Origin of the sequence: Zhouia amylolytica (genome assembly GCF_900116365.1) — a bacterium.
GTDB classification, from domain to species: domain Bacteria; phylum Bacteroidota; class Bacteroidia; order Flavobacteriales; family Flavobacteriaceae; genus Zhouia; species Zhouia amylolytica.
This window is the reverse complement of sequence record NZ_FPAG01000005.1, coordinates 25562-49113: the sequence shown is the minus strand read 5'-3', so window position 1 is coordinate 49113 and position 23552 is coordinate 25562. Positions and strand designations below refer to the sequence as shown.

Genomic DNA, 23552 nt, shown 5'->3' with positions numbered 1-23552 from the left:
ATATTATTACATTTACCAAAAACTAATTAAATCCTAAAAATGAAGAAAATTTTATTTTCAGCAGTTATTGCAAGTGCAATTATAAGCTGTCAAAAGGAACAAAAAGTTGATTATACCTTGATTCAAGGTAAAATTGACAATGCCACCGCAAAAGAAGTTGTTATTAAAGGAAATGATTTTTCGAAAGCTATCGCCCTAAAAGAAGATGGTACTTTTGCAGATACCCTTAGAGTAAATTCTGGATATTATTCCCTTGCTGAAGGAAGAGAATCAACCACTATCTATCTTGAACCGGGTTACAATATAAATGTTACTTTAGATACCAAAGAATTTGATGAAACTATTACCTACACCGGGAATGGAGCAGAAAACAGTAACTTTTTGGCAAGTAAATTTTTAATTGAAGAAAAAGAGGCTATTGCACCACAAGAGCTGTATAAATTAGAAGAGGAAGCGTTTAAAGCTAAAATTCAAGAAGACAAAGACAAAATTGCTAAGTCTTTAGGTGAAGCACAAAATCTTGATGAAGATTTCGTAGCCCTTGAAACCAAGAATATCAATTACGATTATTTATCAAAGTTAGCTACTTATACTAATGCGCATCGTTATCTTACTAAAAACAATGACTTTGTACCTTCAGAGGGCTTTGAAGCGGAATTAGCGGAGCTTGATTTCAACAATGAAGCGGATTATAATAATTTTGCAGGTTATCAAAACCTGGTAAAATCTCATTATAATGAAAAGATAGCTACATTAGATTCTACAACAACAATTGCTGATGTTCTTACCTCTATCGAAGCTAAATCGATTAAAAATGACCTAGCTCAAATGCTTTCTTACAGAATTTCTCCATCGAATGAAAATTCTGAAGAATTATACCTGGCTATCATGGATGCATCTTCAAATGAAGAGTTTAAGCAGAAGTTAGAAAAGAAATATACTACCATTCAAAAATTGGCGAAAGGGAACCCTTCTCCTTCATTTGATGGTTACGAGAACTATAAAGGCGGAACCACTTCATTGGAAGATTTAAAAGGCAAATATGTTTATGTAGACGTTTGGGCTACCTGGTGTGGACCATGTAAAAGAGAAATCCCATTCTTAAAAGAAGTTGAAAAAGAATACCATGGTAAAGATATAGAGTTCGTTAGTATCTCTGTAGATAAAGCTGCAGATAAAGAAAAGTGGAAACAAATGGTTGCTGACAAAGAACTAAAAGGTGTTCAGCTTTTTGCTGATAAAGACTGGAGTTCTGACTTTGTTAAAAATTATGCCATAACAGGAATTCCTAGATTCATCCTTATAGACCCTGATGGAAATATTATTTCTGCTGATGCTCCAAGACCATCAAATCCAAAATTAAAAGAAACATTGAATACATTGTTATAAAAAAAGCCGCTTTAAGCGGCTTTTTTATTCTCCTTCCTTTTTTGGTTCCTCTTTTATAAATAAATCTAGAAAAGCGTCTCCGATAAAATCTATAATTGTTGTTGCTGTCAAGGCTTGATAACCGGTTTTCTCAACGCCAAGATCACCTGCTTTCCCATGTAGGTATACTCCAAAAACTGCTGCATTCAAATGATTATAGCCCTGAGCTATTAAACCTGTAATCATCCCTGTTAACACATCCCCACTACCAGCAGTAGCCATTCCGGGATTACCATTGTTATTTATATATAACTGATTTTGATAAACGGTTATGGTATGAGCCCCCTTAACTACAATTATCAAATCATTATTCTTGCTAAAGCGTTTTACCATTTCAAGCTTGTCAAAATCATCATTCCACTCACCTATTAACCGTTGTAATTCCTTTGGATGCGGTGTTAATACAGATTTAGGTGGAATCAATTTTATGAGTTCAGGAAATTCTGCCAAAATATTTAATCCATCTGCATCAATAACTAAGGGGACTTTATTTCCTTTTAAGAAGTCTGCAAAGGCGTTTATTGTTGTAGTGTTGGTTCCAAGACCAGGTCCAATAGCTATTACATTCGGAGTAATTTCATATTTTATGTTAGTAATACTTTCCTCATTACTATCTGCTATGACCATAGCCTCAGGAAAAGATGTTTGAAATATTGTATAACCGCATTTGGGTATAAATGCTGTTACCAAACCTGCTCCTGTGTTCAAACAGGCCTCTGAAGTCATTAATGGAGCTCCAATTTTCCCATAACTACCTCCTATAATTAGAGCATGACCATAAGTTCCCTTATGAGAAAATTTTTGACGAGGAATATACAACGGGAGTACTTCATGTTTCCCTATTAAATACATCATGGTTTCAATACTACTCAGGAAATTCATATCCAATCCTATATTCAATAATTCCCATTGATTCGTATATACTCCTGTTTCAGGTAAAAAGAACACTAATTTCGGAACTTGAAAAGTCAAGGTATGATTTGCCTGAATAACGAAGTCTTTGCGATCAGGCACTCTATCTAAATAAAGACCTGATGGAATATCCACAGACAACACAAACGCTTTTGAACTATTAATATGAGCTATTAGACCTCCTACCCAATCTTCCGGCGAACGATTCAATCCAATTCCGAATATACAATCAATAACTATGGCATCTGTCGATATTTCAGGGTAAGCCGAATCAGTATTAATTGCTTCCGGCCAATATTTTAATTGTTTCAGTCGATCGAGATTTATCAAAAAATCTCTAGACCTATTATCACTAAAATTAACTATATGAACAATAACATCATACCCCTTTTCCAGCAACAATCGCGCAATAACCAAACCATCACCTCCATTATTGCCCACTCCGGAAAACACATGGAGCTTCGCTTTTGCGCCTTGTAATCGCAAATCTAACCACTTAAAGACCTGATTGGAAGCACGCTCCATTAATTCATTACTTGATATGTTCTGACTTTTAATTGTGAATTCATCAGCGGCATAAACATGATCGGCAGCAAAAATCTTCATATTTTAATATTTAAATGGAAAAATTATTAATTTGACAATAATCTAGTTGATCTATTGTTTGTACAAGTAAAAATACTACATTTGAACTGTTATTATTCAGTTATGCAAAACTTTAATCACATAGCAACTATTACAACCGGCACAGGCATCGGTCGTATTGCTATTTCGATTATTGGCACTTCTACTACAATTATTACCCCGTAAGGGGGCTCTTTATTCACATATTATCCGTATACCCTATTTGATATTTATCAACATCAAATAAATTAACTATATCCATATAAATCAACTACTTTAAACAAACAAAATGAAAGTACTTAAATTTGGAGGAACTTCTGTTGCAAATGCAGAAAATATAAAAAAGGTAAAGAACATCGTTCAAAATGCCGTTAAAGATCAAAAGATAGTAGTCGTAGTTTCTGCACTTGGAGGGGTTACTGATCTACTCATAGAAACAGCACAATTAGCATCTCAGCAAGACGAAAAATACACCGATTTACTACAAGAAATTGAAAGAAGGCATCTGGAATCTATTAAAGATTTAATCCCTGTTGCACAGCAGAGTAAAGTATTAAGTGCTGTAAAAAGAGAATTCAATATATTAGAAACTTTATTAGAAGGGGCTTTCCTCATTGGTGAAATTACTCCTAAACTATCTGATAAAATAGTAAGTTACGGAGAATTACTTTCTTCTTTTATTATTAATGAATATTTCGAATCTGAAAAGCTATATAGCGTTTTTAAAGATGCCAGAACCCTAATAATTACCACTGAAAATTTCGGTAAAGGTATCGTTGATTTCTCAACCACAAATCAATTGTGTGAAACCTATTTCGGAACGGTTTCCTATGATGTTGTTGTAGTTCCTGGTTTTGTAGCTTCATCTCGAGAAGGAAACTCTACAACCTTAGGAAGAGGAGGTTCCGACTATACTGCGTCTATAATAGCTGCTGCAATCGAAGCCGAAAAGTTAGAGATATGGACTGATGTGAGTGGTATGTACACAGCAAACCCTAAACTTGTTCATCAAGCCGTTGCTATTAATGAAATATCTTATGAAGAAGCAATGGAGCTTTCTCACTTTGGTGCAAAAGTATTATATCCTCCAACCATTCAACCTGTGCTGGCCAAAGGGATACCTATGCATATTAAAAATACATTTAACCCAGAAGCTAAAGGGACACTTATCACTAAAAATTCTAATGGAACCAAAAGGGCAGTTCGTGGTATAAGTCATATTGAAAATATCGCATTACTCTCTTTAGAGGGCAGTGGCATGGTTGGAATTCCTGGTGTTTCAAAAAAACTCTTTGAAGTATTGTCTAATGGAGAGGTTAATGTGGTTCTCATAACCCAGGCTTCTTCCGAGCACTCCATTTGTCTTGGTGTATCGCAGGATGACATATATAAAGCTGAAACACTTATAAACGAAGCCTTCGCTTATGAAATATCATTAGGAAAGATAAAACCTTTAATAGTAGAAAAAGACCTGGCGATTGTGGCCCTGGTTGGAGACAACATGAAAAGTCACCAAGGACTCAGTGGCAGAATGTTTAGTTCGTTAGGTAAGAATAATGTAAACATAAGGGCTATAGCCCAGGGAGCATCAGAAAGAAACATCTCTGCCGTAATTGAATTAAAAGATGTAAAAAAAGCCTTAAATACATTACATGAGAAGTTTTTCGAAGACAACATTAAACAATTAAATTTATTTGTAATGGGAGTTGGAAATGTTGGCGCTAAATTTCTAAAACAAATAGAACAACAAAGAAAGTTCTTAAAAGAACAAATGAAGCTAAATGTTAGAGTCATAGCCTTATCCAACTCTAGAAAAATGGTTTTCGACCAGGGAGGAATCAGCTTATCAAAATGGCAGGAGCAGCTTCAAAATGGCGAACAAGCAGACGTCCAAACATTTGTTAAAAAAGTGAACGAATTAAATTTACGCAACAGCATTTTTGTCGACAATACTGCTACTGAATTAGTGTCCAACACTTATGGTGAATACCTGAGAAATAGTGTTTCTGTTGTTACATGTAATAAGATTGCCAGTTCATCTGTATATAGTAACTATTTACAACTAAAAGACCTGTCAAGAAAGTATAATGCTCCATTTCTTTTCGAAACCAACGTAGGAGCAGGTCTTCCTATAATTGACACACTTAAAAACTTAATTGCTTCTGGTGACAAAGTAACCAAAATCCAAGCGGTCTTGTCGGGTAGTCTTAATTTTGTTTTTAATAATTTTGATAACACAACAAATTTTGAGAATGTAGTAAAACAAGCTCAGGAAGAGGGATATACGGAGCCTGATCCGAAAATCGATTTAAGTGGAATCGATGTGATGAGAAAGATTTTGATACTTGCCAGAGAAAGCGGTTATAAAATGGAATTGGAAGACATTGAGAATGAATCATTTCTTCCTCAAGAATGCCTCGATACGGATAATGTAGATGACTTTTACACCTCATTGGTTCAAAACAAAAAACACTTTGATTCTATTTTTGAGAAAGCCGCTTCCAAAAATTGCAGGTTAAAATATGTTGCTCAGTTTGAAAATGGCAAGGCCAAAGTTGGGCTTCAGGAGATTCCTGAAGGGCATCCATTTTACAATCTGGAAGGAAAAGATAATATTGTTTTATTTTTTACCGAACGATATGTAGAGCAACCTTTGCTTATAAAGGGTGCTGGTGCAGGTGCCGATGTTACAGCATCAGGAATATTTGCAGATATCATAAGAATCGGAAACTTTTAGATATGAGAGAAATAAAAATATTCTGTCCGGCCACAATAGCTAATGTTTCATGTGGGTTTGATGTGCTTGGTCTATGCTTGGATAGTGTGGGTGACGAAATGATAATTCGTACCACCCAAAAAAAAGGAATATCGATTACTAAAATTACTGGTCAAGAACTGCCCAAAGAAGTTGAAAAGAATGTTGCCGGGGTTGCAGCCATGGAGCTTCTGAAAAATACAACTTCAGCATATGGGTTTGAAATAGAGATCCATAAAAGAATTAAACCGGGAAGTGGCATTGGTAGCAGTGCTGCAAGTGCTGCCGGTGCGGTATATGGCATCAATGAATTATTAGGTAAGCCTTTTGGCTTAACCAAATTGGTTGAATTTGCTATGAAAGGAGAGGCATTAGCAAGTGGTGCAGCTCACGCTGATAATGTAGCCCCTGCCCTTTTTGGTGGTTTTACACTGGTAAGAAGTTACCATCCGTTGGATGTTATTCCGATAAACACACCTTCTGAACTTTATGCAACTGTTGTTCATCCGCAAATTGAAGTAAAAACTGCCGATTCAAGATCTGTATTGAAGCAAAATATACCCTTAAAAAAGGCCATTGTGCAATGGGGAAATTTAGCTGGCCTTATAAGCGGTTTATACACAGAGGATTACGACCTTATTTCTCGTAGCTTACACGATGAGATCGTAGAACCCCTAAGAAGTCTGTTAATTCCAGGATTTAATGAGGTGAAAGAAGTGACAATTAAAGCCGGAGCATTAGGATGCGGTATCTCAGGCTCCGGACCATCTATATTCGCCCTGTGTAAAGGATTAAATAGCGCGAAAAAAGTAGGTGAAGCAATGAGCAAAATCTATGATAAGTATGGAGTGGATTATGATGTTCATATCTCGAAAATTAATACCAAAGGAATTAAACAAATAAAAAACTAACCATTAACGAGAATTTAATAATGAACTATTATAGTTTAAACAAGAAAGCTCCAAAGGTTTCTTTCAAAGAAGCAGTCATAAAAGGCTTAGCACCAGACAAAGGACTTTATTTCCCAGAGAAAATCACACCACTTTCGTCCGATTTTATTAGCAATATAGAAAATTACTCAAATGAAGAAATAGCCTTCGAGGTTATCAAACAGTTCGTAGGAGATGATATTCCACAAACAGCACTTCAAGAAATCATCAATGAAACTTTATGCTTCGATTTTCCAATTGAAAAAGTAGAAGAAAATGTTTATTCATTAGAGCTTTTTCACGGTCCTACCATGGCCTTTAAAGATGTTGGAGCACGATTCATGGCTCGTTGCCTTGGCTACTTTAATCGTAAAAGCAATGAACAAAACGTAACCGTTCTTGTCGCAACCTCTGGTGATACCGGAGGTGCTGTTGCCAGTGGATTTTTAGGAGTCGAAGGAGTCCGTGTTGTAATACTTTATCCTAGTGGAAAAGTAAGTGATATACAAGAAAGACAGCTAACCACCTTAGGCAGAAATATCACGGCCTTAGAGGTAAATGGAGTTTTTGATGATTGTCAGGAAATGGTAAAAGCAGCTTTTTTAGATGACTCATTAAAAGGTGAAAATCTAACCTCTGCTAATTCAATAAATGTTGCCCGATGGCTACCTCAAATGTTTTACTTTTTCTTTGCGTACAAACAATTAAAAAAACATCAGAAGGAAATAGTATTTTCAGTACCAAGCGGTAATTTCGGTAATATTTGTGCAGGAATTATGGCCAATAAATTAGGCCTCCCTGTTAAACACTTTGTTGCAGCAACAAATGTGAATGATACAGTTCCTAAATATCTGGAGAGTGGTAACTACCAAGCTAAACCATCTATACAAACCATATCAAATGCCATGGATGTAGGTAATCCCAGTAATTTTATTAGAATTCAGCATTTAATGAATAACGATTTTGAACATTTAAAATCAATGTTCTCATCTTATAGTTTCACCGATGAAGAAACCAAATCAACGATGATGGAAATTTATGAGTCTTCTAAATATATTGCAGATCCTCATGGCGCTGTTGGGTATCTTGGCTTAAAAAAACAACTTAAAGAGACCCTTAATAATACATTAGGAGTTTTTCTGGAAACAGCTCACCCTGTTAAGTTTTTAGATATCGTAGAAACAACATTGGATATAAAAATAGATATCCCGGAACAAATTAAATCCGTCATGAACAAGAAAAAGACAAGTATACCAATAGGGAATTATCATGATTTAAAAAATTACCTATTAAACAGATAAATTTTATGTAATGCATGATTAGCGTTAGCGACAAAGGTAGGACAACTATAAATTTTTAATTATGAAATACAAATTATTGTGGATGTTGATCGCTTTTGTCGCTATATCCTTTAACTCAAAACAGCTTAATGCTCAAAACATAAAGTACGATAAATATGGGATGGAAGCTGTTGATGCGCCAATGGGTTTGGCTTTAGGGAATGATGCACCTCAAATAACCCTTACCATGCCTGATGGCTCGAAAACAACTTTAAAAGACCTTTATACAGAACAACCCATTGTTATAATCTTCTACCGTGGATATTGGTGTCCGATTTGTAATCGATATCTGGCCGATTTTGCTAAAAATGCAAGTGAAATAGAAAAAAGAGGAGCTAAAATAATAGCTATCACTCCACAAGATTATGAAAACATTGGCAAAACTATGGAGAAAAATGAAACCGATTTTTTAATTATTTCCGACACGGACGCTAAGATTATGAAAGCTTTTGACGTAGACTTTAATGTTACGGAAGATTATCAAGGTAAAGTTCTCAAAGGTCTAAACACTTCTATCTCAGAAACGAATGCATCCAATCAGGCTATTTTACCTGTCCCTGCAACCTACATTATTAATACAAAAGGAAAAATTGTATATCGACAGTTTGATCCAGATTATAGAAATAGAGCATCTGTAAAGGAAATTTTAGCTAATTTACCTCAGTAATGTTCGATCATCATATTCCAAGGAAAACACTGCTTTTTCAGCAGTGTTTTTTTATTCTTCTCACTTTCCTTTAAAACTCCTTATTTTTTAAATAATTTAGCAGCCAAATACATAAATAACAGATCTATAATTGATAGAATAATCAAAATTAACTAAATGAAGAATACTGCTTTAACCGATGTACATATTGCTTTAGGAGCTAAAATGGTTCCTTTTGCTGGATATAACATGCCTGTTCAGTATGAGGGGGTAAACATTGAACATGAAACTGTTAGGAATGGTGTTGGTGTCTTTGACGTTAGTCATATGGGTGAGTTTTTAATTGAAGGGCCAAAAGCGCTAGACCTTATTCAAAAAGTAACTTCGAATGATGCTTCCAAATTAACTGTGGGTCGTGCTCAGTATTCATGTCTTCCTAATGAAAATGGTGGTATTGTAGACGATTTAATTATTTATAAGATGAAAGAAGAAAGCTACCTATTGGTGGTTAATGCTTCTAATATAGACAAAGACTGGAATTGGATTTCTAAATACAATGAAGAATTTGGTGCTGAAATGAAAAATCTTTCAGATGAATATTCATTACTGGCAATTCAAGGTCCTAAGGCTGTTGAAGCCATGCAATCGTTAACTGAGGTAGACCTTTCCGCTATTAAATTTTATCACTTTGCTGTCGACCAGTTTGCTGGGAGAGACAACGTGATTATCTCTGCTACAGGATATACTGGTAGTGGTGGTTTCGAAATCTATTGTAAAAATGAAGATGCTAAAGATGTCTGGGAAAAAGTTTTTGAAGCTGGTAAAGACTATGGCATTAAACCAATCGGATTGGCTGCACGCGACACTCTTCGTCTGGAAATGGGATATTGTTTATATGGCAATGATATTGACGACTCTACCTCACCTATTGAAGCCGGTTTGGGTTGGATTACCAAATTCACTAAAGATTTTGTAAATGCTGATGCCTTAAAAGCTCAAAAAGAAGCAGGTGCAGAAAGAAAATTAATCGCCTTCGAACTCACGGAAAGAGGGATACCCAGACAAGGATATGATATTGTAAATGAAGCTGGAAATATAGTAGGTAAAGTTACAAGCGGAACCCAATCCCCTTCTCTGGGAAAAGGAATCGGATTAGGGTATGTTCCAACTGAACTCTCTAAGGTTGATCAAACTATCAACATCCAAATCAGAAAAAAAGCAATTCCGGCTAAAGTTGTCAAGTTACCTTTTTATAAGAATTAACTTTATATTAAGTGAATTACTTTTTAAAAAACAACTGTAAAGATATCCGGGGAATTCGTTAAATTTCTCATAACACATACGATATAGACCCCGGTATTGTTATTTATAAGGTACCGGGGTTTATTATATGAAAAAAAAGAAGTCTACTAGAATATTAATATTGGGAGCCAGTGGCTTTTTGGGACAAGCTCTATATAAAGAGCTCTGCCACTATTATGATACCTATGGAACCTATCACACCGGAAGGATATATTCAGATAACAAACATTATTTTCATTTTGACATTGAACACGATGACATCTATGATGTTTTAGAAAAAGTAAAACCTCAAGTAATTGTTTCAGCTTTAAGGGGTGATTTCGAAGCATTGATAGAAACCCATGAGGATATTACGGATTACATCCGACTTACCAAATGTAAAATATTCTTTTTCTCCTCTGCAAATGTTTTTGATGCCTTTAGTAATTATCCTTCCTATGAATACGACAAAACATTATCTCTTAGTAAATACGGCCGCTTAAAAATTAAGATTGAGAATATGTTAATGCGATTACCAGAAAACAAGTACGTAATAGCTCGGTTACCCATGGTTTTTGGTAGCACTTCACCTAGAGTAAAAGAGTTAAAATCTTCTATTCAACAAAAGGAACCTTATGAAGTTTTTCCAGACTTAATTATGAACGTTGCTTCTGTAGACAATATTACCAGGCAAATTCATTATATGATTAATCGCAAAAGAAAAGGAATATATCATTTAGGAAGTTATGATCTTGTTCATCATGATGAATTCGTAAAAGAAATGATTGAGAAACATGGATATGGAAATGTCATTTACAAAAATGTATATACCTCTAATTTCGATCGTTATCTGGCTGTACTTCCTAAAGACAATAAACTTCCTAACTATTTACAATATTCATACAACGATGTCATTGATGAATATAAATCAATATAAAATATTTAGCCTGTTAAATGTTTAGCTTATACCTAAATATGGGGATTTCACCTATTATGAAAGTGTCTTCAATTCTTATTTAATGATTTTCAAATCACTAAAATACCTTGCTTAAAAACACTTCGTTGGACGAACTACAAAATCGATGTTTTAATTCTCATCAATTTGTTTAACTTTATCTTAATAACCAATTAAACTTAAAACCATGAGTATCCTTTCAGAAGACCTTATAAAAATCAAACTTCAGGAATTAGAGTATTGGGACTATATTGATGGTGCCTTACACACCTCCCTTGACTTTAAAAGTTTTAGAGATGCTTTTGCTATGATGACTAGAATTGCATTCGAGGCCGAAGCACAAAACCATCATCCGGATTGGAGCAACGTTTACAACAATCTTTCCATAAAACTTTTCACTCATGATGCAGGAGGAGTTACCGAAAAAGATATTAAAATGGCTACCTCAATTGAAAACATCATTAAAGGAGAGTAAATTTTATATAATCATCGGACATTATCTCAAAATCAAATACCAAAAACAGCGATGTAATTAATCCATTTCTACGCTTTTTTTAAAAATGCAGATTTTTTTTTCAATATTATTCGCATAATTTTCATTGAAGAAATTTTAATGTAATTTTGTTTTTAAATAACACTATTCTATGGGAAGAGCTTTCGAGTTTAGGAAAGAGAGAAAATTTAAACGTTGGGCCAGTATGGCAAAAACCTTTACGCGAATTGGTAAAGATATTGCCATGGCTGTTAAAGAAGGTGGCCCAAATCCGGAAACCAATTCCAGATTAAGAGCAGCAATTCAAAATGCAAAGGCTGCAAACATGCCTAAAGACAATGTTGAAAGAGCTATCAAAAGAGCTTCTGATAAGGACACTGATCATTATAAAGAAGTTTTATTTGAAGGGTATGCTCCACATGGTATTGCTGTTATAATTGAGACAGCTACAGATAATAACAACAGGACTGTAGCAAACGTTAGAAGTTATTTTAATAAATGTAATGGTACTTTGGGTACTTCCGGATCGGTGGAGTTTATGTTTGATCATAAATGCCATTTCAAAATTCCACAAGAAGGTATAGATCTGGAAGAACTAGAGTTGGACATGATTGATTTCGGAGTAGAAGAAATTTTTGCTGAAGATGATGGAATATTAATTTATGGACCATTTGAGAGTTTTGGAGCCATCCAAAAAGAATTGGAAGCAAGAGGTCTTGAAATCCTTTCCTCTGGCTTTGAGCGAATTCCTCAGGTTACTAAAGAATTATCGCAAGAAGACACTGCCGAAGTAGAAAAACTTATCGGATTAATAGAAGATGATGATGATGTACAAAACGTATATCACTCCATGTCATCTTCAACAGAAGATTCTTAAATTAAAAAAGCCGCAAAAAGCGGCTTTTTTTTATTCAAAACTGTTTTCAGGCACCTTACCCTTAACGCCTTTATAAAAATTCTTTATGATTGTAAAATCGGCTTCCCTATCCTCTGTCGGATAAAAAGGATTCGAAATCTTCACCTGTTTCTTTCCAAAATCTAAGGCTGTCATAACAATAGGCACATTTGCCTCTTTGGCAATATAGTAAAATCCTGTTTTCAACTTCTCTACTTTCTTTCGGGTACCTTCCGGAGCAATTGCCAACCTGAACTCATCGCGTTCCTTAAACATTCTGGCAATACTCTCTACTTTATTTTGTCCGGAGGTTCTATCAAGCTCTGCTCCTCCTACCGCTTTAAAATACCAACCAAACGGCGGTTTAAAAAGTTCTTTTTTCGCAACAAAATTCATTTTAAAACCAGAAATACTTCGCACCAATACACCAATGTAAAAGTCATGCCAACTAGTATGCGGTATTACAATAATAACATACTTCTTAAGAGCTGGGAATTCACCTGAAATATTCCATTTCATTAGTTTAAAAAAAATGAATCTCGAAATTGCTCTCATAGGATACTTTTATCTTATTTGATTAAAACTCTTTATTTAAGTTTTTTTGAAAATACTCACAGAATAGACCTACATGATAACCATCCATTAACGCATGGTGAACATGAACCGATACAGGCATAAACATATTATCTTCTTTTTTATAAACCTTTCCGAAAGATATTTTTGGAATGGAATCACTGAACTTATAATTTCTGGCATGAGAAACAGCAGTAAATTTCACCCAGGGTATTGCTGAGAAATGAATCGTATTACTCGCATCATTGGCAGGAACCAAATCATTTGCTTTCCTTACCCTATCCACCTCCTTTATAGCCTCCTCATAAAACCCCTTAAAATCATCCTTATAATCCATATAAGAAAACCCAAATGTTCCATTATCCCGATTAATTGTAGGTGAGGCATTAACTTTATCATATTCTAAAACCTCATCATCCTGAATTCTATGTTTGAATTCAGGGATATTATTTGCAGCTTCAAGAGCAGCGTATAAGTAATAGATAAAAAATGAATACGCTTCCTTTTTACAATGTTTATATGCATTGCTAACCTCTACCTCGAAAGTGAGCCCAAAAAAAGGCTCATCAAAATTTTTATAGAAATTAAAATGTGCTTTTCGATTCCAATTGGTGATGTCCAGTTTTTTAACCATTACAATATCTCCAGTACCTCTTTAATGTTGTTTACCTTTTTATACCCTCCATTATCATCCGCTTCATGCACCATTTCATGCACCCAAGTGGTATGAAAGGGAACATGAATTGCATTCCCACCAATATTAATAATAGGCAAAATATCAGACTTCAACGAGTTGCCAATCATTAAAAATTCTTCATGCTCAACCTCAAGATGTTCCAAAAGGTTGCTATAATTTGATTCTTTTTTGTCACTCAAAACTTCAATATGATGAAAGTACTCCGAGAGTCCGGACTTTTCAAGCTTTCGTTCTTGATCCAAAAGATCCCCTTTGGTTAGCAAAAGTAATCGATAACTTTTACTCAGCTGTTTAAGAACTTCTTCTACACCATCTAATAACTCCACAGGTTTCTCTATCATTTCCTTCCCAAGATCAAGGATTTTAGAAATTGTATCTACGGTAATTTTCCCATTAGACAAGTCAATGGCACTTTCTATCATTGAAAGCACAAAACCTTTTACTCCATACCCATAGAGCGAAAGATTTTTCATCTCCATCTTGAATAATTCCTGATCAATTTTGTTTTCCGTTTCGTAGCTGGCAAGAAGTCTGGCAAATTTATGTTCTGTATCTCTAAAATAAGTTTCATTTACCCACAGGGTATCATCTGCGTCAAATCCAATTACCTTTATATTATCAAATTTTATTTCCATACCTTCAATGCCTTTTCTAAATCCTCGGGGGTATCAATCTCTATTCCTGTTACTGAGGTTTCCACCATTTTTATTCTTTTACCATGCTCTAAAAACCTTATTGCTTCAATTTTTTCTGTTGCTTCTAAAGGCATCATCTTCATTTTCGGAAATTCAATCAAGGCCTGTTTTCTAAAAGCATATATTCCTTTATGCTTATAATATTTAGCTCCGGCTTCCTTATCTCTGGGATAAGGTATTGGTGATCTTGAAAAATAAAGAGCGAAATCCCGATTATCGACAATCACTTTTACATTGTTTGGATTGGAAATATCTTCCCAATCGGAAAGTGGTGTCATCAGGGATGCTAAATCTATTTCTTTATGATGATCATCATTAAAGACCTCCAACACCTTTCTTAGGCTTTCTTTTTCAGTAAAAGGTTCATCGCCTTGAACATTAACAACAATATCGACATCCATATTTTCAACTGCCTCAGCTATACGATCACTGCCACATTCGTGTTCTTTTAGGCTCATTATAGCTTTCCCTCCATTTGTTGTGATCTCTTCAAAAATAACATCACTGTCAGTTACCACATAAACATCATCAAAGAGCCCTGTTTTCAAGGTGGCTTCATATGTTCTAAGGATGACTGATTTCCCTCCTAAATCTTGCATTAATTTAGCCGGAAAGCGGGAGGCTGCATATCTGGCCGGTATCATTGAAATAATTTTCATCTATATATTTTTTTCTCATTCAGAATCGTTGAGAATTCCAAATACAATCAAGAACACTACATTTCAGTTATACATAATTTCACTGAAACATTTAATCTTCAAAAATACAGCTTCTAAATGAAAAATCAATTTTTAGAAGTTTTGAACTTTTTCGAAATCTTATATAAAAAGTAAAGAATCATTAATACTATAATAAAGGAAACAACCGGTAAAAAAACAGATAGTAAAGACATCACTATTGATCCACCCGTTTCTATGGTTGCTACTACAGTATTTCCTAATCCCGCTGTTGAAGTTGATGAAGCTAATCGAGTCGTTGATGACAACCCTTTTATTGCCGATGCAGTTCCTCCCCCAGCAATGATTGCCAATGACCAGGTAATTAGCGGATCTAAATCTGAAGCTGTTGATACCACAACTGCTGTTCCGGCAACAGCTGCGAGGGGGATTGCTATAGTATCCAGCAAATTATCAACAAAAGGAATATAATAGGCGAACACTTCAAACAACATGGCTACTCCCAAAGTAATAAATGCGGGAATTGAACTCAACCATTGCCAACTATCATTTAAATCCCAAACCCCTAAATACGAAACTAAACTAAGAACAAATAAAGGTAAAAACACCCTAAAGCCTACACTGGCCGCTAGTCCTATACCCAAACAAATACTAATTATAGTTTCTACATTCATATTTAAACTTTAAGAACATCTTCAATAAATATACTAATTATTTGAACAACGAAATAACTCATTTCTGATTAGAATAAGCCGTAAACTCATAACGTAACACCAACAATAACACTAACATACACATGATAATTATCAATCTTTTTCAGGTTGAAAATCAGTAATTTAAACTATTAATGTAGCGATATGAAATTAAACAAGAATCATAATTACGTTTCTTTGGATATTGGATTTCCAATTTGGGATAAAACTTTTATAGCAGCCCCGCTGGTAGTTATTGGAACTAAAGAAAATGATGGCTATGATATGGCTCCTAAACATATGATTACGCCATTGGGATTCCAAAATTATTTTGGTTTTGTATGTACGCCAAAGCATGCAACTTATAGAAATGTAAAAGTTTCCAAAACATTCACTGTAAGCTTCCTTTTACCTGAAAGCGTTACCATAGCCTCTTTATCGGCATTTCCAAGAGATCAAATCACGTCAAAATCAGAGAATATAATTAATGCTTTACCTACATTAAAATCTGACCATATTGACGCACTGATTCTAAAAGATTCTTATCTAAGGTTAGAATGTAAACTTTTTAAAATAATTGATGGTTTTGGAGAAAACAGTATAATCTCAGGAATAATAACTCATGCTTCGGTAAATGAGAACTACCTCATAGAATCCGAAAAAGACCAGCAATCTCAGCTAAAAGATCATGGCCTCCTGGTTTATATTGCACCTGGCAGGTTTGCAAAGGTTACAGAGACGTTTAACTTCCCTTTCCCTAAAGGCTTCAAACGATGAATTCAGTAAATCAAATAGTTGCTGAGATTAAAACCTTCTTAGATTCAAAGCAAGAAGAAGCCTTATCCTACCTAAAACTATTAGTGAAAACCGAATCTCCCACAGGTTCTAAACCAGCCATTGATAAGATTATGGAGCTACTAAGACAAGAATTAGAAACGCTCGATTACTATACTTTTCGAAATCCGGGTAATAAATCCGGTGGATATTTATTTGCCCGACCAAAACAACGAAAAAAAAATATCCCCATTCAACTGCTCATTGGTCACTGTGATACCGTCTGGGGCCTAAACACCATTAAATCGATGCCAATGACCGACACCAGGGAAAAACTATCGGGACCTGGAGTTTATGATATGAAGGCTGGCTTAACACAAATAATATTCGCAATTAAAGCACTGCATCATTTAAAATTGGCTCCCTCAGTTACCCCGGTTATATTGATTAATTCAGACGAAGAAACAGGCAGTAAAGAATCAACATCCATAATTAAAAAGCTAGCAATCATTGCTGACCGGGCCTATATTCTGGAACCACCTTTAGGATTACAGGGTAAATTAAAAACAGCTCGAAAAGGTATTGGAAGATTTACTATAACAGTAAAAGGAAAGGCCGCACATGCGGGGCTTGAGCCTGAAAAAGGGGTGAATGCAATTGTCGAACTTTCTCATCAGATTCAAAAACTTTATGCTATGAATGATGCTGAAAAAGGCATTACAGTAAATGTAGGCACCATTACTGGTGGTATTTCTCCTAATGTGGTTGCTCCTGAAAGTACTGCTGTTATTGACGTTAGGGTACTCAATCAAAAGGATGGTAAATTTATTAGTGATAAAATTCACAGTTTAAAACCTACGATACCAGATACAACCCTGGAAATTCATGGGAAAATCGGAAGGCAACCTATGGAAAAAACGAAACGCAATGAAACCCTATGGAATTTGGCATTGTCAAAGGCCAAGCTTATGAATATGAACCTGAAGGATGCCACTGCTGGAGGAGGATCAGACGGAAATACTACAAGTTTACACACTGCTACTCTGGATGGACTCGGGACCACAGGAGATGGAGCACATGCTCAACATGAATTTATATTAAAAGAAAAAATGATGGAGCGCACCTTACTACTAACCCTCCTCATTTTAGATAAACCGTTAAACCTAAAACCACTACAACGATGAACTCAACACATATATATACTTCCCTCACGAGAATCTCTGATCTTTCCGAAAAAAATTATTCAGTAACAAAGCTTAATAAAGATCCTTGGGAAACCGGTGATTATGTAGCCTGTAAGATCATAGATATTGGAAAACCCTCTGCGCAGCTTGAACTAACAAATGGACGAATGAGGGGTGTAATGGGCGGAGAAGTGTTAATTGGAGCCCTGGGATTAAGGCATGCCACCTTAGAGGCCACAGGAAGTTGGAAAGAAGTTACTGATGATGGGATCATGCATGTTTTAACCTCCGGTGGTTTATTGGGTAAACTCACTTCCAGGTCTATGTTTATGAGTGCATTGATTACCATGGAATATCTTGGGCATCTCAGTCGCAACCATCATAAGATTGTGATGAATGATTTTATTAAACCCGTTTCCACAAAAGAGTTTAATATCCCTGTTGTTTTATTTACCGGCACTTCAATGTCAGCTGGTAAAACAACTTCAGCTAGAATTGTAACCAAGATTTTCAAAGAAAATGGCTTAAAAGTTCTTGGAGCAAAAATAGCAGGAGCGGGACGCTATAAAGACATTTTAGCTATTAAAGATGTTGGTGCAGATACAATTATTGATTTTGTAGATGCAGGACTTCCCTCCTCTATTTGTGGATCTGGACTTTTTAAAGATAAAATGAATTATTTAAAAAGCCGGATGAGTCACGAAAATCCAGATGTCGCTGTTATAGAAATTGGAGCCTCTCCTTTAGAACCTTATAATGGTGAAATTGCATTTCAGGCAATTAAAAAGCATGTAAAATGCAATATTTTAAGTGCCTCAGACCCTTATGCCGTATATGGTTTAATGAAGGCATTTAATATGAAACCTGATATTGTTACAGGTATTTCAACCAATACACTGGGAGGAAGGGAGCTCGTTGAAAACCTATGCGATGTCACAGCTTTAAATCTTATGGATCCAAATACACAGCCTGACTTAAAACGAATATTAAATAATTTACTTGAGCTAAATTTAAAATAGATTATTATTCTTAATCCTCAAAAAACTCATTTTTAAAACCAATAAGATATAATCTATTCTTTGCTCTGGTTACGGCAGTATACAACCACCTTAAATAATCTTTATCTATCCCATTAGGCGCATAGGGCTGTTCAATAAAGACAGTATCCCACTGACCACCTTGACTTTTATGACAGGTAATAGCATACGAAAATTTAACCTGTAATGCATTAAAGTATTTATTATTCTTCACCTGTAAAAACTTTCGGTAATTGGAGGATTCATTCTGATAATCTTTCATTACCTCCTGATATAATCGATTAGAATCATCATAGGATAATGCAGGAGTTTCTGCAGTAATAGTATCAAGTAACAATACAGTTTCAAAGGGTTTCATATCAGGGTAATCAACCATCTGAACTTTAACTTCGGCAAACTTAAAGCCATACAACTCCTTAATAGCAAAAATTTCAAGGATTTCTATTATATCACCATTGGCAATAAAACCTGCCTTACTGGAGGCCTTAATCCAAAAATAGTTATTCTTAACTACCATAAGGAAATCACCTGCGGCCAGCTCATTTTCTAAAAACAAAATACGACCTCTAATTTGTTGATTATAAAGATTTGCCCTTTTATTTGATCTTACAATAATTGCCGTTTCTTCTTTACCATTTTCACTATAAGATTGATTAATGGCATCTTGAATTTCGTAACCATCAATCAGTCTGACGATATCAGAAAATCCATTTAAGTTAAACTTGAAATCATTATAAAAACCATTATCCATATGCTCTCTGAGGGCAGTTGCATTATAAAGAATTCCTGAATCGAGTTGTTGTCGCATTACTTCATTCAACTCCATTTTAATGACCTCTTTATTATAGTTAAGCGATAAAGTGTCTTCGCTAAGCGCAGGGCTTATTTCAAGATTAACCGGAGGTAACTGCGCTGTATCTCCTATGAGAACCAACTTACAGTTATGCCCGGAATACACATATTGAATAAGGTCATCTAACAAAGACCCATTTTCAAATAGTTTAGAATCTGTCGGAGCATCTGGGATCATGGAAGCTTCGTCTACGATAAAAATCGTATCCCTATGCTTATTGGGAGCTAAAACAAAACGAATACCATCACCTTTAGATTTCTTCGGAAAATATATATGTTTATGAATGGTGTAAGCTGTTATTTGAGAATAGCTGGTAATAACCTTTGCCGCTCTTCCGGTTGGAGCCAACAAAACCACTTTTTTCATGGTGTGCCACAAATTTTTAACAATAGCTGCAATGATTGTTGTTTTTCCAGTTCCCGCATATCCCTTCAATAAAAACACCCCATTCTTGTCTGTTGAAAATATAAACTCAGAGAGTTGCTGAAGCACAACACTTTGAACATGAGTGGGTTCATGAGGGAATTTTTCCTTTAACAGTTTATAAAATTTAATTGCATTCATAAAGAAAGGGTTTGTGAGCCAAAGTTAGGGATGATTTTTAAGGGCAAATACTTTTGTGAATAAAAAAAAATTGTAGATTTGCGTTAACCGCTCACAAAAATTAACTTAATAAAAAAGATGAAGACCGTATTAAAAATTGTTTTTTGGTTGTTAAGCTTCTTTTTTGCTTACATGATTTATAATTCAATCAATGGACCAATAAAATTTGAAAAAGTAAAAAAGAAACGTTACGCTGACGTAATTGCAAAATTAAAAGATATTAGAAACGCTGAGGAAGCCTATCTCACAGTAAATGGAAGTTATACGGGCAGCTTTGATAAATTAATTCAATTTGTTGACACTGCTAAATTCACCATAACTCAGCAAAGAGATTCATCTTACATGGCATACGACGAAACTTATCGTATCGATATGCTTAAAGAGGTTGTGATCATTGATACCCTGGGAACTAAATCTGTAAAAGACTCTTTATTCAAAAATTCTGACAGATACAAAACTTTAATGAATGTTCCTCATGCTGCTAATAATGAGAAATTCGACCTTAAGGTTGATGTATTAGAACAGAGTGGATATCAAGCTTCTGTATTTGAAGCAAAAGTAGCTAAGAGTGTAGTATTACACGATCAGCCTAAAGATCTTGTTACAAAAGAAAGTCAAGTGATTTCAGTTGATGATATTAACGGACCTGAAATTATTGTTGGATCATTAAGTGAAGTTAGTACCAGTGGTAACTGGCCTACAATTTATGACTCTAAGAAAGACAAATAATATACTTACCACAACTTATAAAGAACTGTCCATTCAGGTTAGCTTGAGTGGACTTTCTTTTTGTATCCTTGATACGCTACACAAGACTATTGAAAGCTTAGCCCATAAGTCTTTTGAGCAAATTTCTTCTCCTGAAGAACTAATTGATCAATTAGATCCCTTCATTCAGGAACACAAACTCAGCGAAACAGCTTACGACAAAATAACGCTTATTCATAATAATGAGCTTTCTTCGTTCGTCCCAAAAGATTTATTTAATGAAAATCATTTAGCTAATTATTTAAAATACAATGTCAAAATATTAGCGACTGATTTTATTGCTTACGATGAGCTTAAAACTGCTTCAATGGTAAACGTTTATGTCCCTTTTACTAACGTAAACAACTTTATCTTTGACAGCATAGGAGAATTTGAATTTAAGCATACTGCCTCAATTTTAGTGGAGAACCTATTACATAAAGCTCCTAAAACTTTGGACTCAGTTATGTTTGTGAACGTACATAACGGTCATTTTGAAATTGTCATTTCAAAAAATTCTAAATTAATTCTCTATAACAGATATACCTATCAAACAAAAGAAGATTTCATTTACTACATTCTTTTCACGGCTGAGCAGCTTCAATTAAATCCGGCGCATTTTACGCTATACCTTCTGGGAGACATCCAAAAAGACAGTGAGTTATTTGATATAACTTATAAATATATAAAATATGTTGAGTTCGGAAATAGCTATATTGACTATACTATAAACGATAGTCTTGCACCGATAGCTAATCATAGACACTTTATACTTCTCAATAGTTTTTAGATGCGAATTATTTCAGGTAAACATAAAGGAAAAAGACTAATAGCTCCTAAGAAGCTTCCCGTACGTCCAACTACCGATTTTGCGAAAGAAGCCTTATTCAATATTCTAAATAATAATTATTATTTTGATGAGCTCACCGTTTTAGACCTTTTCGCCGGCACAGGAAATATCAGTTATGAATTTGCCAGTAGAGGAGCGATACACATAACCAGCGTCGATGGGAATTCTGGTTGCATTCAGTTTATCAGCAAAACGGCCAGAGAACTCGACTTTCCAATAAGACCCATTAAGAGTGATGTTTATAGATTCTTAGAAAAAACAAGTGAAAAAGCAGACATCATTTTTGCTGACCCGCCATACAACTTCCCTACTGAAGAATTTGCCAGAATTTCAGAATTAGTATTTTCAAAGAACTTACTTTCGGAAGATGGTATGCTCATCATAGAGCACTCTAAACATACTGATTTGAGCCAACTTCCTAATTTCAGTTATTTAAAATCATATGGCGGCAGTACGTTTAGTTTCTTTGAACTTCCCGCTTAAAGCCTAATAATACCAAGAGCAAAAAAATAGCATATATTATTTATTTTCAGTATCTTAGACATAGTCTAACTAACTGATTCTACCCCATGGTATTTCTACCATAAACGGTACTTCTTTCTGCTAGAATTTTATTAAAACCAAACAACAACTATTATGAAAACTATTCATGTGTTCGTAGTCATGTTTGTTTTATTACTGGCATGCGAACAAGAACCAAAACAATATTTCAGCAGTGCGCCTGAAATAGATCTTGCAAAATCCAATACCGAAAGTTATTATTCAGGAAATTGGGAAGCCTTTAGGGCTAATTACGTCGATACTGCAAAAATATATCACAATAGCACAGAAGCTATTACAGTAGACGAAATGATCATGCGCTTCAAAGATGGACTAAAGGACGTATCCACCTACAGTCCTAAAGATTCTATTTATTATGAAATGATTGTTGAAGATGATGGTGACCACTGGATTAATATGTGGGCTACCTGGAGCGCAACTTTTAAAAACACAGGTGAGAAAGTTGAAGTTCCTTATCATATTACTGCAATGATCAAAGACGGCAAAATAATTAAAGAATTTGGGTATTGGAATCATTTACCTATATATCAGGCATTGAAAAAATCCAGAATGCAAATGGACACCACTAACACGAATTAATCAAACCACTTTATAATCATGAAAAAGCTAATCATTTTATTAATCATCATGCTTCCTTTTTCTTCAATTGCACAAAATGGAAGCACTGTTGAAACTTATCGAATACACGAGGATATAGTAATCCCTAATATGGCCATTACTTACGAGAATGCCATAAAAGAACTGGTAAGCAATTTAAAAAAACATAATATTCCGGATGCAAAATGGCTCTCTGTGGCAACGAATGATTTCAGGTATCTTCATGTAACCAAAATTGATAAGATGGCGGATATGGATCGAAATACATTTGCTACATTATCTGAAAAAATGGGAGAAAATGCCCTGAATGAACTGTTTCACAGAATCAATAAATGTTATGACGAGCACGGCGGTTATATCCTTCATCTCGATCACGAACTATCTTATATGCCGGATGGTATGACCCAGACTCCTGAAGGGCAACCATACAGAAGATTCTATTATTGGCAAATTAAACCATCTGATGTTGAAAAAGCCACCGCATTAGCCAAAGAGATTAAAGCCATGTATAAGAATAAAGGCATAAAACAACATTACCGTCTGTATCGAAGTGGGTTTGGTAATATGAAAACCTACTTCATGGTTGCAGTAGCTGCCAAAGATGCCATTAGTTTTGAGCAACAGGATGCTGAGACGATGAAATTAATGGGGGAAGAAGGAAAAGCTCTATTTGAAAAGGTGATGAAAACGGCAATTCATTTCGAAGAAGTTAGTGGTTATATACGGAGCGATCTATCTTATATGCCGCAATAAA

At 34.9% G+C, this 23552-nt stretch carries 24 protein-coding genes; 17 read left to right on the top strand and 7 right to left on the bottom strand.

What is annotated here, in order from left to right; all coding sequences use genetic code 11:
- Positions 1–39: 39 nt before the first annotated feature.
- Positions 40–1389, top strand: coding sequence for a TlpA family protein disulfide reductase (locus BM361_RS08925; protein WP_038262450.1), 1350 nt, complete (start codon positions 40–42; stop codon positions 1387–1389).
- Between the two features lie 24 nt (positions 1390–1413).
- On the opposite strand, the gene BM361_RS08920 is transcribed toward BM361_RS08925, so the two are convergent.
- The gene (locus BM361_RS08920) at positions 1414–2946 is read right to left on the bottom strand and encodes a bifunctional ADP-dependent NAD(P)H-hydrate dehydratase/NAD(P)H-hydrate epimerase (RefSeq protein WP_074978319.1); all 1533 of its coding nucleotides are present in this window, start codon (positions 2944–2946) and stop codon (positions 1414–1416) included.
- 307 nt (positions 2947–3253) lie between these two features.
- Here BM361_RS08920 and thrA point away from each other — a divergent pair, with 307 nt between their 5' ends.
- The 8 genes from thrA to BM361_RS08880 all read left to right on the top strand — a co-directional run bounded on the left by thrA (position 3254) and on the right by BM361_RS08880 (position 12240).
- The gene (gene thrA / locus BM361_RS08915) at positions 3254–5701 is read left to right on the top strand and encodes a bifunctional aspartate kinase/homoserine dehydrogenase I (protein ID WP_074978318.1); all 2448 of its coding nucleotides are present in this window, start codon (positions 3254–3256) and stop codon (positions 5699–5701) included.
- A gap of 2 nt (positions 5702–5703) precedes the next feature.
- Positions 5704–6630, top strand: a complete 927-nt coding sequence (locus BM361_RS08910) for a homoserine kinase (protein ID WP_074978316.1) — start codon at positions 5704–5706, stop codon at positions 6628–6630.
- 20 nt (positions 6631–6650) lie between these two features.
- Positions 6651–7949 carry a threonine synthase gene (thrC, locus tag BM361_RS08905; protein ID WP_074978315.1) on the top strand — a complete coding sequence of 433 codons (1299 nt, stop codon included), beginning with the start codon at positions 6651–6653 and terminating at the stop codon, positions 7947–7949.
- A gap of 61 nt (positions 7950–8010) precedes the next feature.
- A complete protein-coding gene (locus BM361_RS08900) occupies positions 8011–8655 on the top strand; it encodes a peroxiredoxin-like family protein (RefSeq protein ID WP_074978313.1) in 645 nt (214 codons plus the stop codon).
- 156 nt (positions 8656–8811) lie between these two features.
- On the top strand, positions 8812–9897 hold the full coding sequence (gene gcvT, locus BM361_RS08895) for a glycine cleavage system aminomethyltransferase GcvT (RefSeq protein WP_038262421.1): 1086 nt from the start codon (positions 8812–8814) through the stop codon (positions 9895–9897).
- Positions 9898–10024: 127 nt separating this feature from the next.
- Positions 10025–10852, top strand: coding sequence for a sugar nucleotide-binding protein (locus tag BM361_RS08890; protein ID WP_074978311.1), 828 nt, complete (start codon positions 10025–10027; stop codon positions 10850–10852).
- Positions 10853–11057: 205 nt separating this feature from the next.
- On the top strand, positions 11058–11345 hold the full coding sequence (locus BM361_RS08885) for a 4a-hydroxytetrahydrobiopterin dehydratase (protein WP_038262416.1): 288 nt from the start codon (positions 11058–11060) through the stop codon (positions 11343–11345).
- A 169-nt stretch (positions 11346–11514) separates the two neighbouring features.
- On the top strand, positions 11515–12240 hold the full coding sequence (locus tag BM361_RS08880) for a YebC/PmpR family DNA-binding transcriptional regulator (RefSeq protein WP_038262414.1): 726 nt from the start codon (positions 11515–11517) through the stop codon (positions 12238–12240).
- A 30-nt stretch (positions 12241–12270) separates the two neighbouring features.
- On the opposite strand, the gene BM361_RS08875 is transcribed toward BM361_RS08880, so the two are convergent.
- From BM361_RS08875 to BM361_RS08855, 5 genes are all read right to left on the bottom strand, one after another.
- Positions 12271–12777, bottom strand: coding sequence for a 1-acyl-sn-glycerol-3-phosphate acyltransferase (locus tag BM361_RS08875; protein ID WP_317039396.1), 507 nt, complete (start codon positions 12775–12777; stop codon positions 12271–12273).
- A gap of 58 nt (positions 12778–12835) precedes the next feature.
- The gene (locus tag BM361_RS08870) at positions 12836–13465 is read right to left on the bottom strand and encodes a chloramphenicol acetyltransferase (protein WP_074978308.1); all 630 of its coding nucleotides are present in this window, start codon (positions 13463–13465) and stop codon (positions 12836–12838) included.
- Entirely contained in the window at positions 13465–14163 is a 699-nt protein-coding gene (locus BM361_RS08865) for an HAD family hydrolase (RefSeq protein ID WP_074978307.1), read from the bottom strand. The genes BM361_RS08870 and BM361_RS08865 overlap by 1 nt, the downstream gene beginning before the upstream one ends.
- The gene (gene kdsB, locus BM361_RS08860; RefSeq protein WP_074978305.1) at positions 14154–14882 is read right to left on the bottom strand and encodes a 3-deoxy-manno-octulosonate cytidylyltransferase; all 729 of its coding nucleotides are present in this window, start codon (positions 14880–14882) and stop codon (positions 14154–14156) included. Before kdsB ends, BM361_RS08865 begins: the two co-directional genes overlap by 10 nt.
- 125 nt (positions 14883–15007) lie before the next feature.
- Positions 15008–15574 (bottom strand): DUF4126 domain-containing protein, encoded by a 567-nt coding sequence (locus tag BM361_RS08855; RefSeq protein ID WP_074978303.1) that lies wholly within the window; start codon positions 15572–15574, stop codon positions 15008–15010.
- Between the two features lie 183 nt (positions 15575–15757).
- Here BM361_RS08855 and BM361_RS08850 point away from each other — a divergent pair, with 183 nt between their 5' ends.
- Genes BM361_RS08850 through BM361_RS08840 form a run of 3 tightly spaced genes read left to right on the top strand, consistent with a single transcriptional unit; the run spans position 15758 to position 18569 of the window.
- Complete coding sequence (locus BM361_RS08850; RefSeq protein WP_074978302.1) at positions 15758–16369, top strand: flavin reductase; 612 nt, start codon at positions 15758–15760, stop codon at positions 16367–16369.
- Positions 16366–17550, top strand: coding sequence for a M20 family metallopeptidase (locus BM361_RS08845; protein ID WP_074978300.1), 1185 nt, complete (start codon positions 16366–16368; stop codon positions 17548–17550). The genes BM361_RS08850 and BM361_RS08845 overlap by 4 nt, the downstream gene beginning before the upstream one ends.
- Entirely contained in the window at positions 17547–18569 is a 1023-nt protein-coding gene (locus BM361_RS08840; RefSeq protein WP_074978298.1) for a hypothetical protein, read from the top strand. Before BM361_RS08845 ends, BM361_RS08840 begins: the two co-directional genes overlap by 4 nt.
- Before the next feature lie 10 nt (positions 18570–18579).
- Here the strand turns inward: BM361_RS08840 and BM361_RS08835 are convergent, their stop codons facing one another.
- Positions 18580–20004 (bottom strand): ATP-dependent DNA helicase, encoded by a 1425-nt coding sequence (locus tag BM361_RS08835; RefSeq protein ID WP_074978296.1) that lies wholly within the window; start codon positions 20002–20004, stop codon positions 18580–18582.
- A gap of 117 nt (positions 20005–20121) precedes the next feature.
- On the opposite strand from BM361_RS08835, the gene BM361_RS08830 reads away from it, so the two are divergent.
- The 5 genes from BM361_RS08830 (at position 20122) to BM361_RS08810 (ending at position 23551) form a co-directional block, all read left to right on the top strand.
- Positions 20122–20772, top strand: a complete 651-nt coding sequence (locus tag BM361_RS08830; protein WP_038262391.1) for a hypothetical protein — start codon at positions 20122–20124, stop codon at positions 20770–20772.
- Positions 20750–21580 carry a DUF3822 family protein gene (locus BM361_RS08825; RefSeq protein ID WP_038262387.1) on the top strand — a complete coding sequence of 277 codons (831 nt, stop codon included), beginning with the start codon at positions 20750–20752 and terminating at the stop codon, positions 21578–21580. The genes BM361_RS08830 and BM361_RS08825 overlap by 23 nt, the downstream gene beginning before the upstream one ends.
- The gene (locus BM361_RS08820; RefSeq protein ID WP_074978295.1) at positions 21581–22123 is read left to right on the top strand and encodes an RsmD family RNA methyltransferase; all 543 of its coding nucleotides are present in this window, start codon (positions 21581–21583) and stop codon (positions 22121–22123) included. It begins immediately after the preceding gene.
- Positions 22124–22276: 153 nt separating this feature from the next.
- Positions 22277–22780: a nuclear transport factor 2 family protein gene (locus BM361_RS08815; protein WP_074978293.1), complete on the top strand. Its 504-nt coding sequence runs from the start codon at positions 22277–22279 to the stop codon at positions 22778–22780.
- An 18-nt stretch (positions 22781–22798) separates the two neighbouring features.
- A complete protein-coding gene (locus BM361_RS08810; protein WP_074978292.1) occupies positions 22799–23551 on the top strand; it encodes a hypothetical protein in 753 nt (250 codons plus the stop codon).
- Position 23552: the final 1 nt, after the last annotated feature.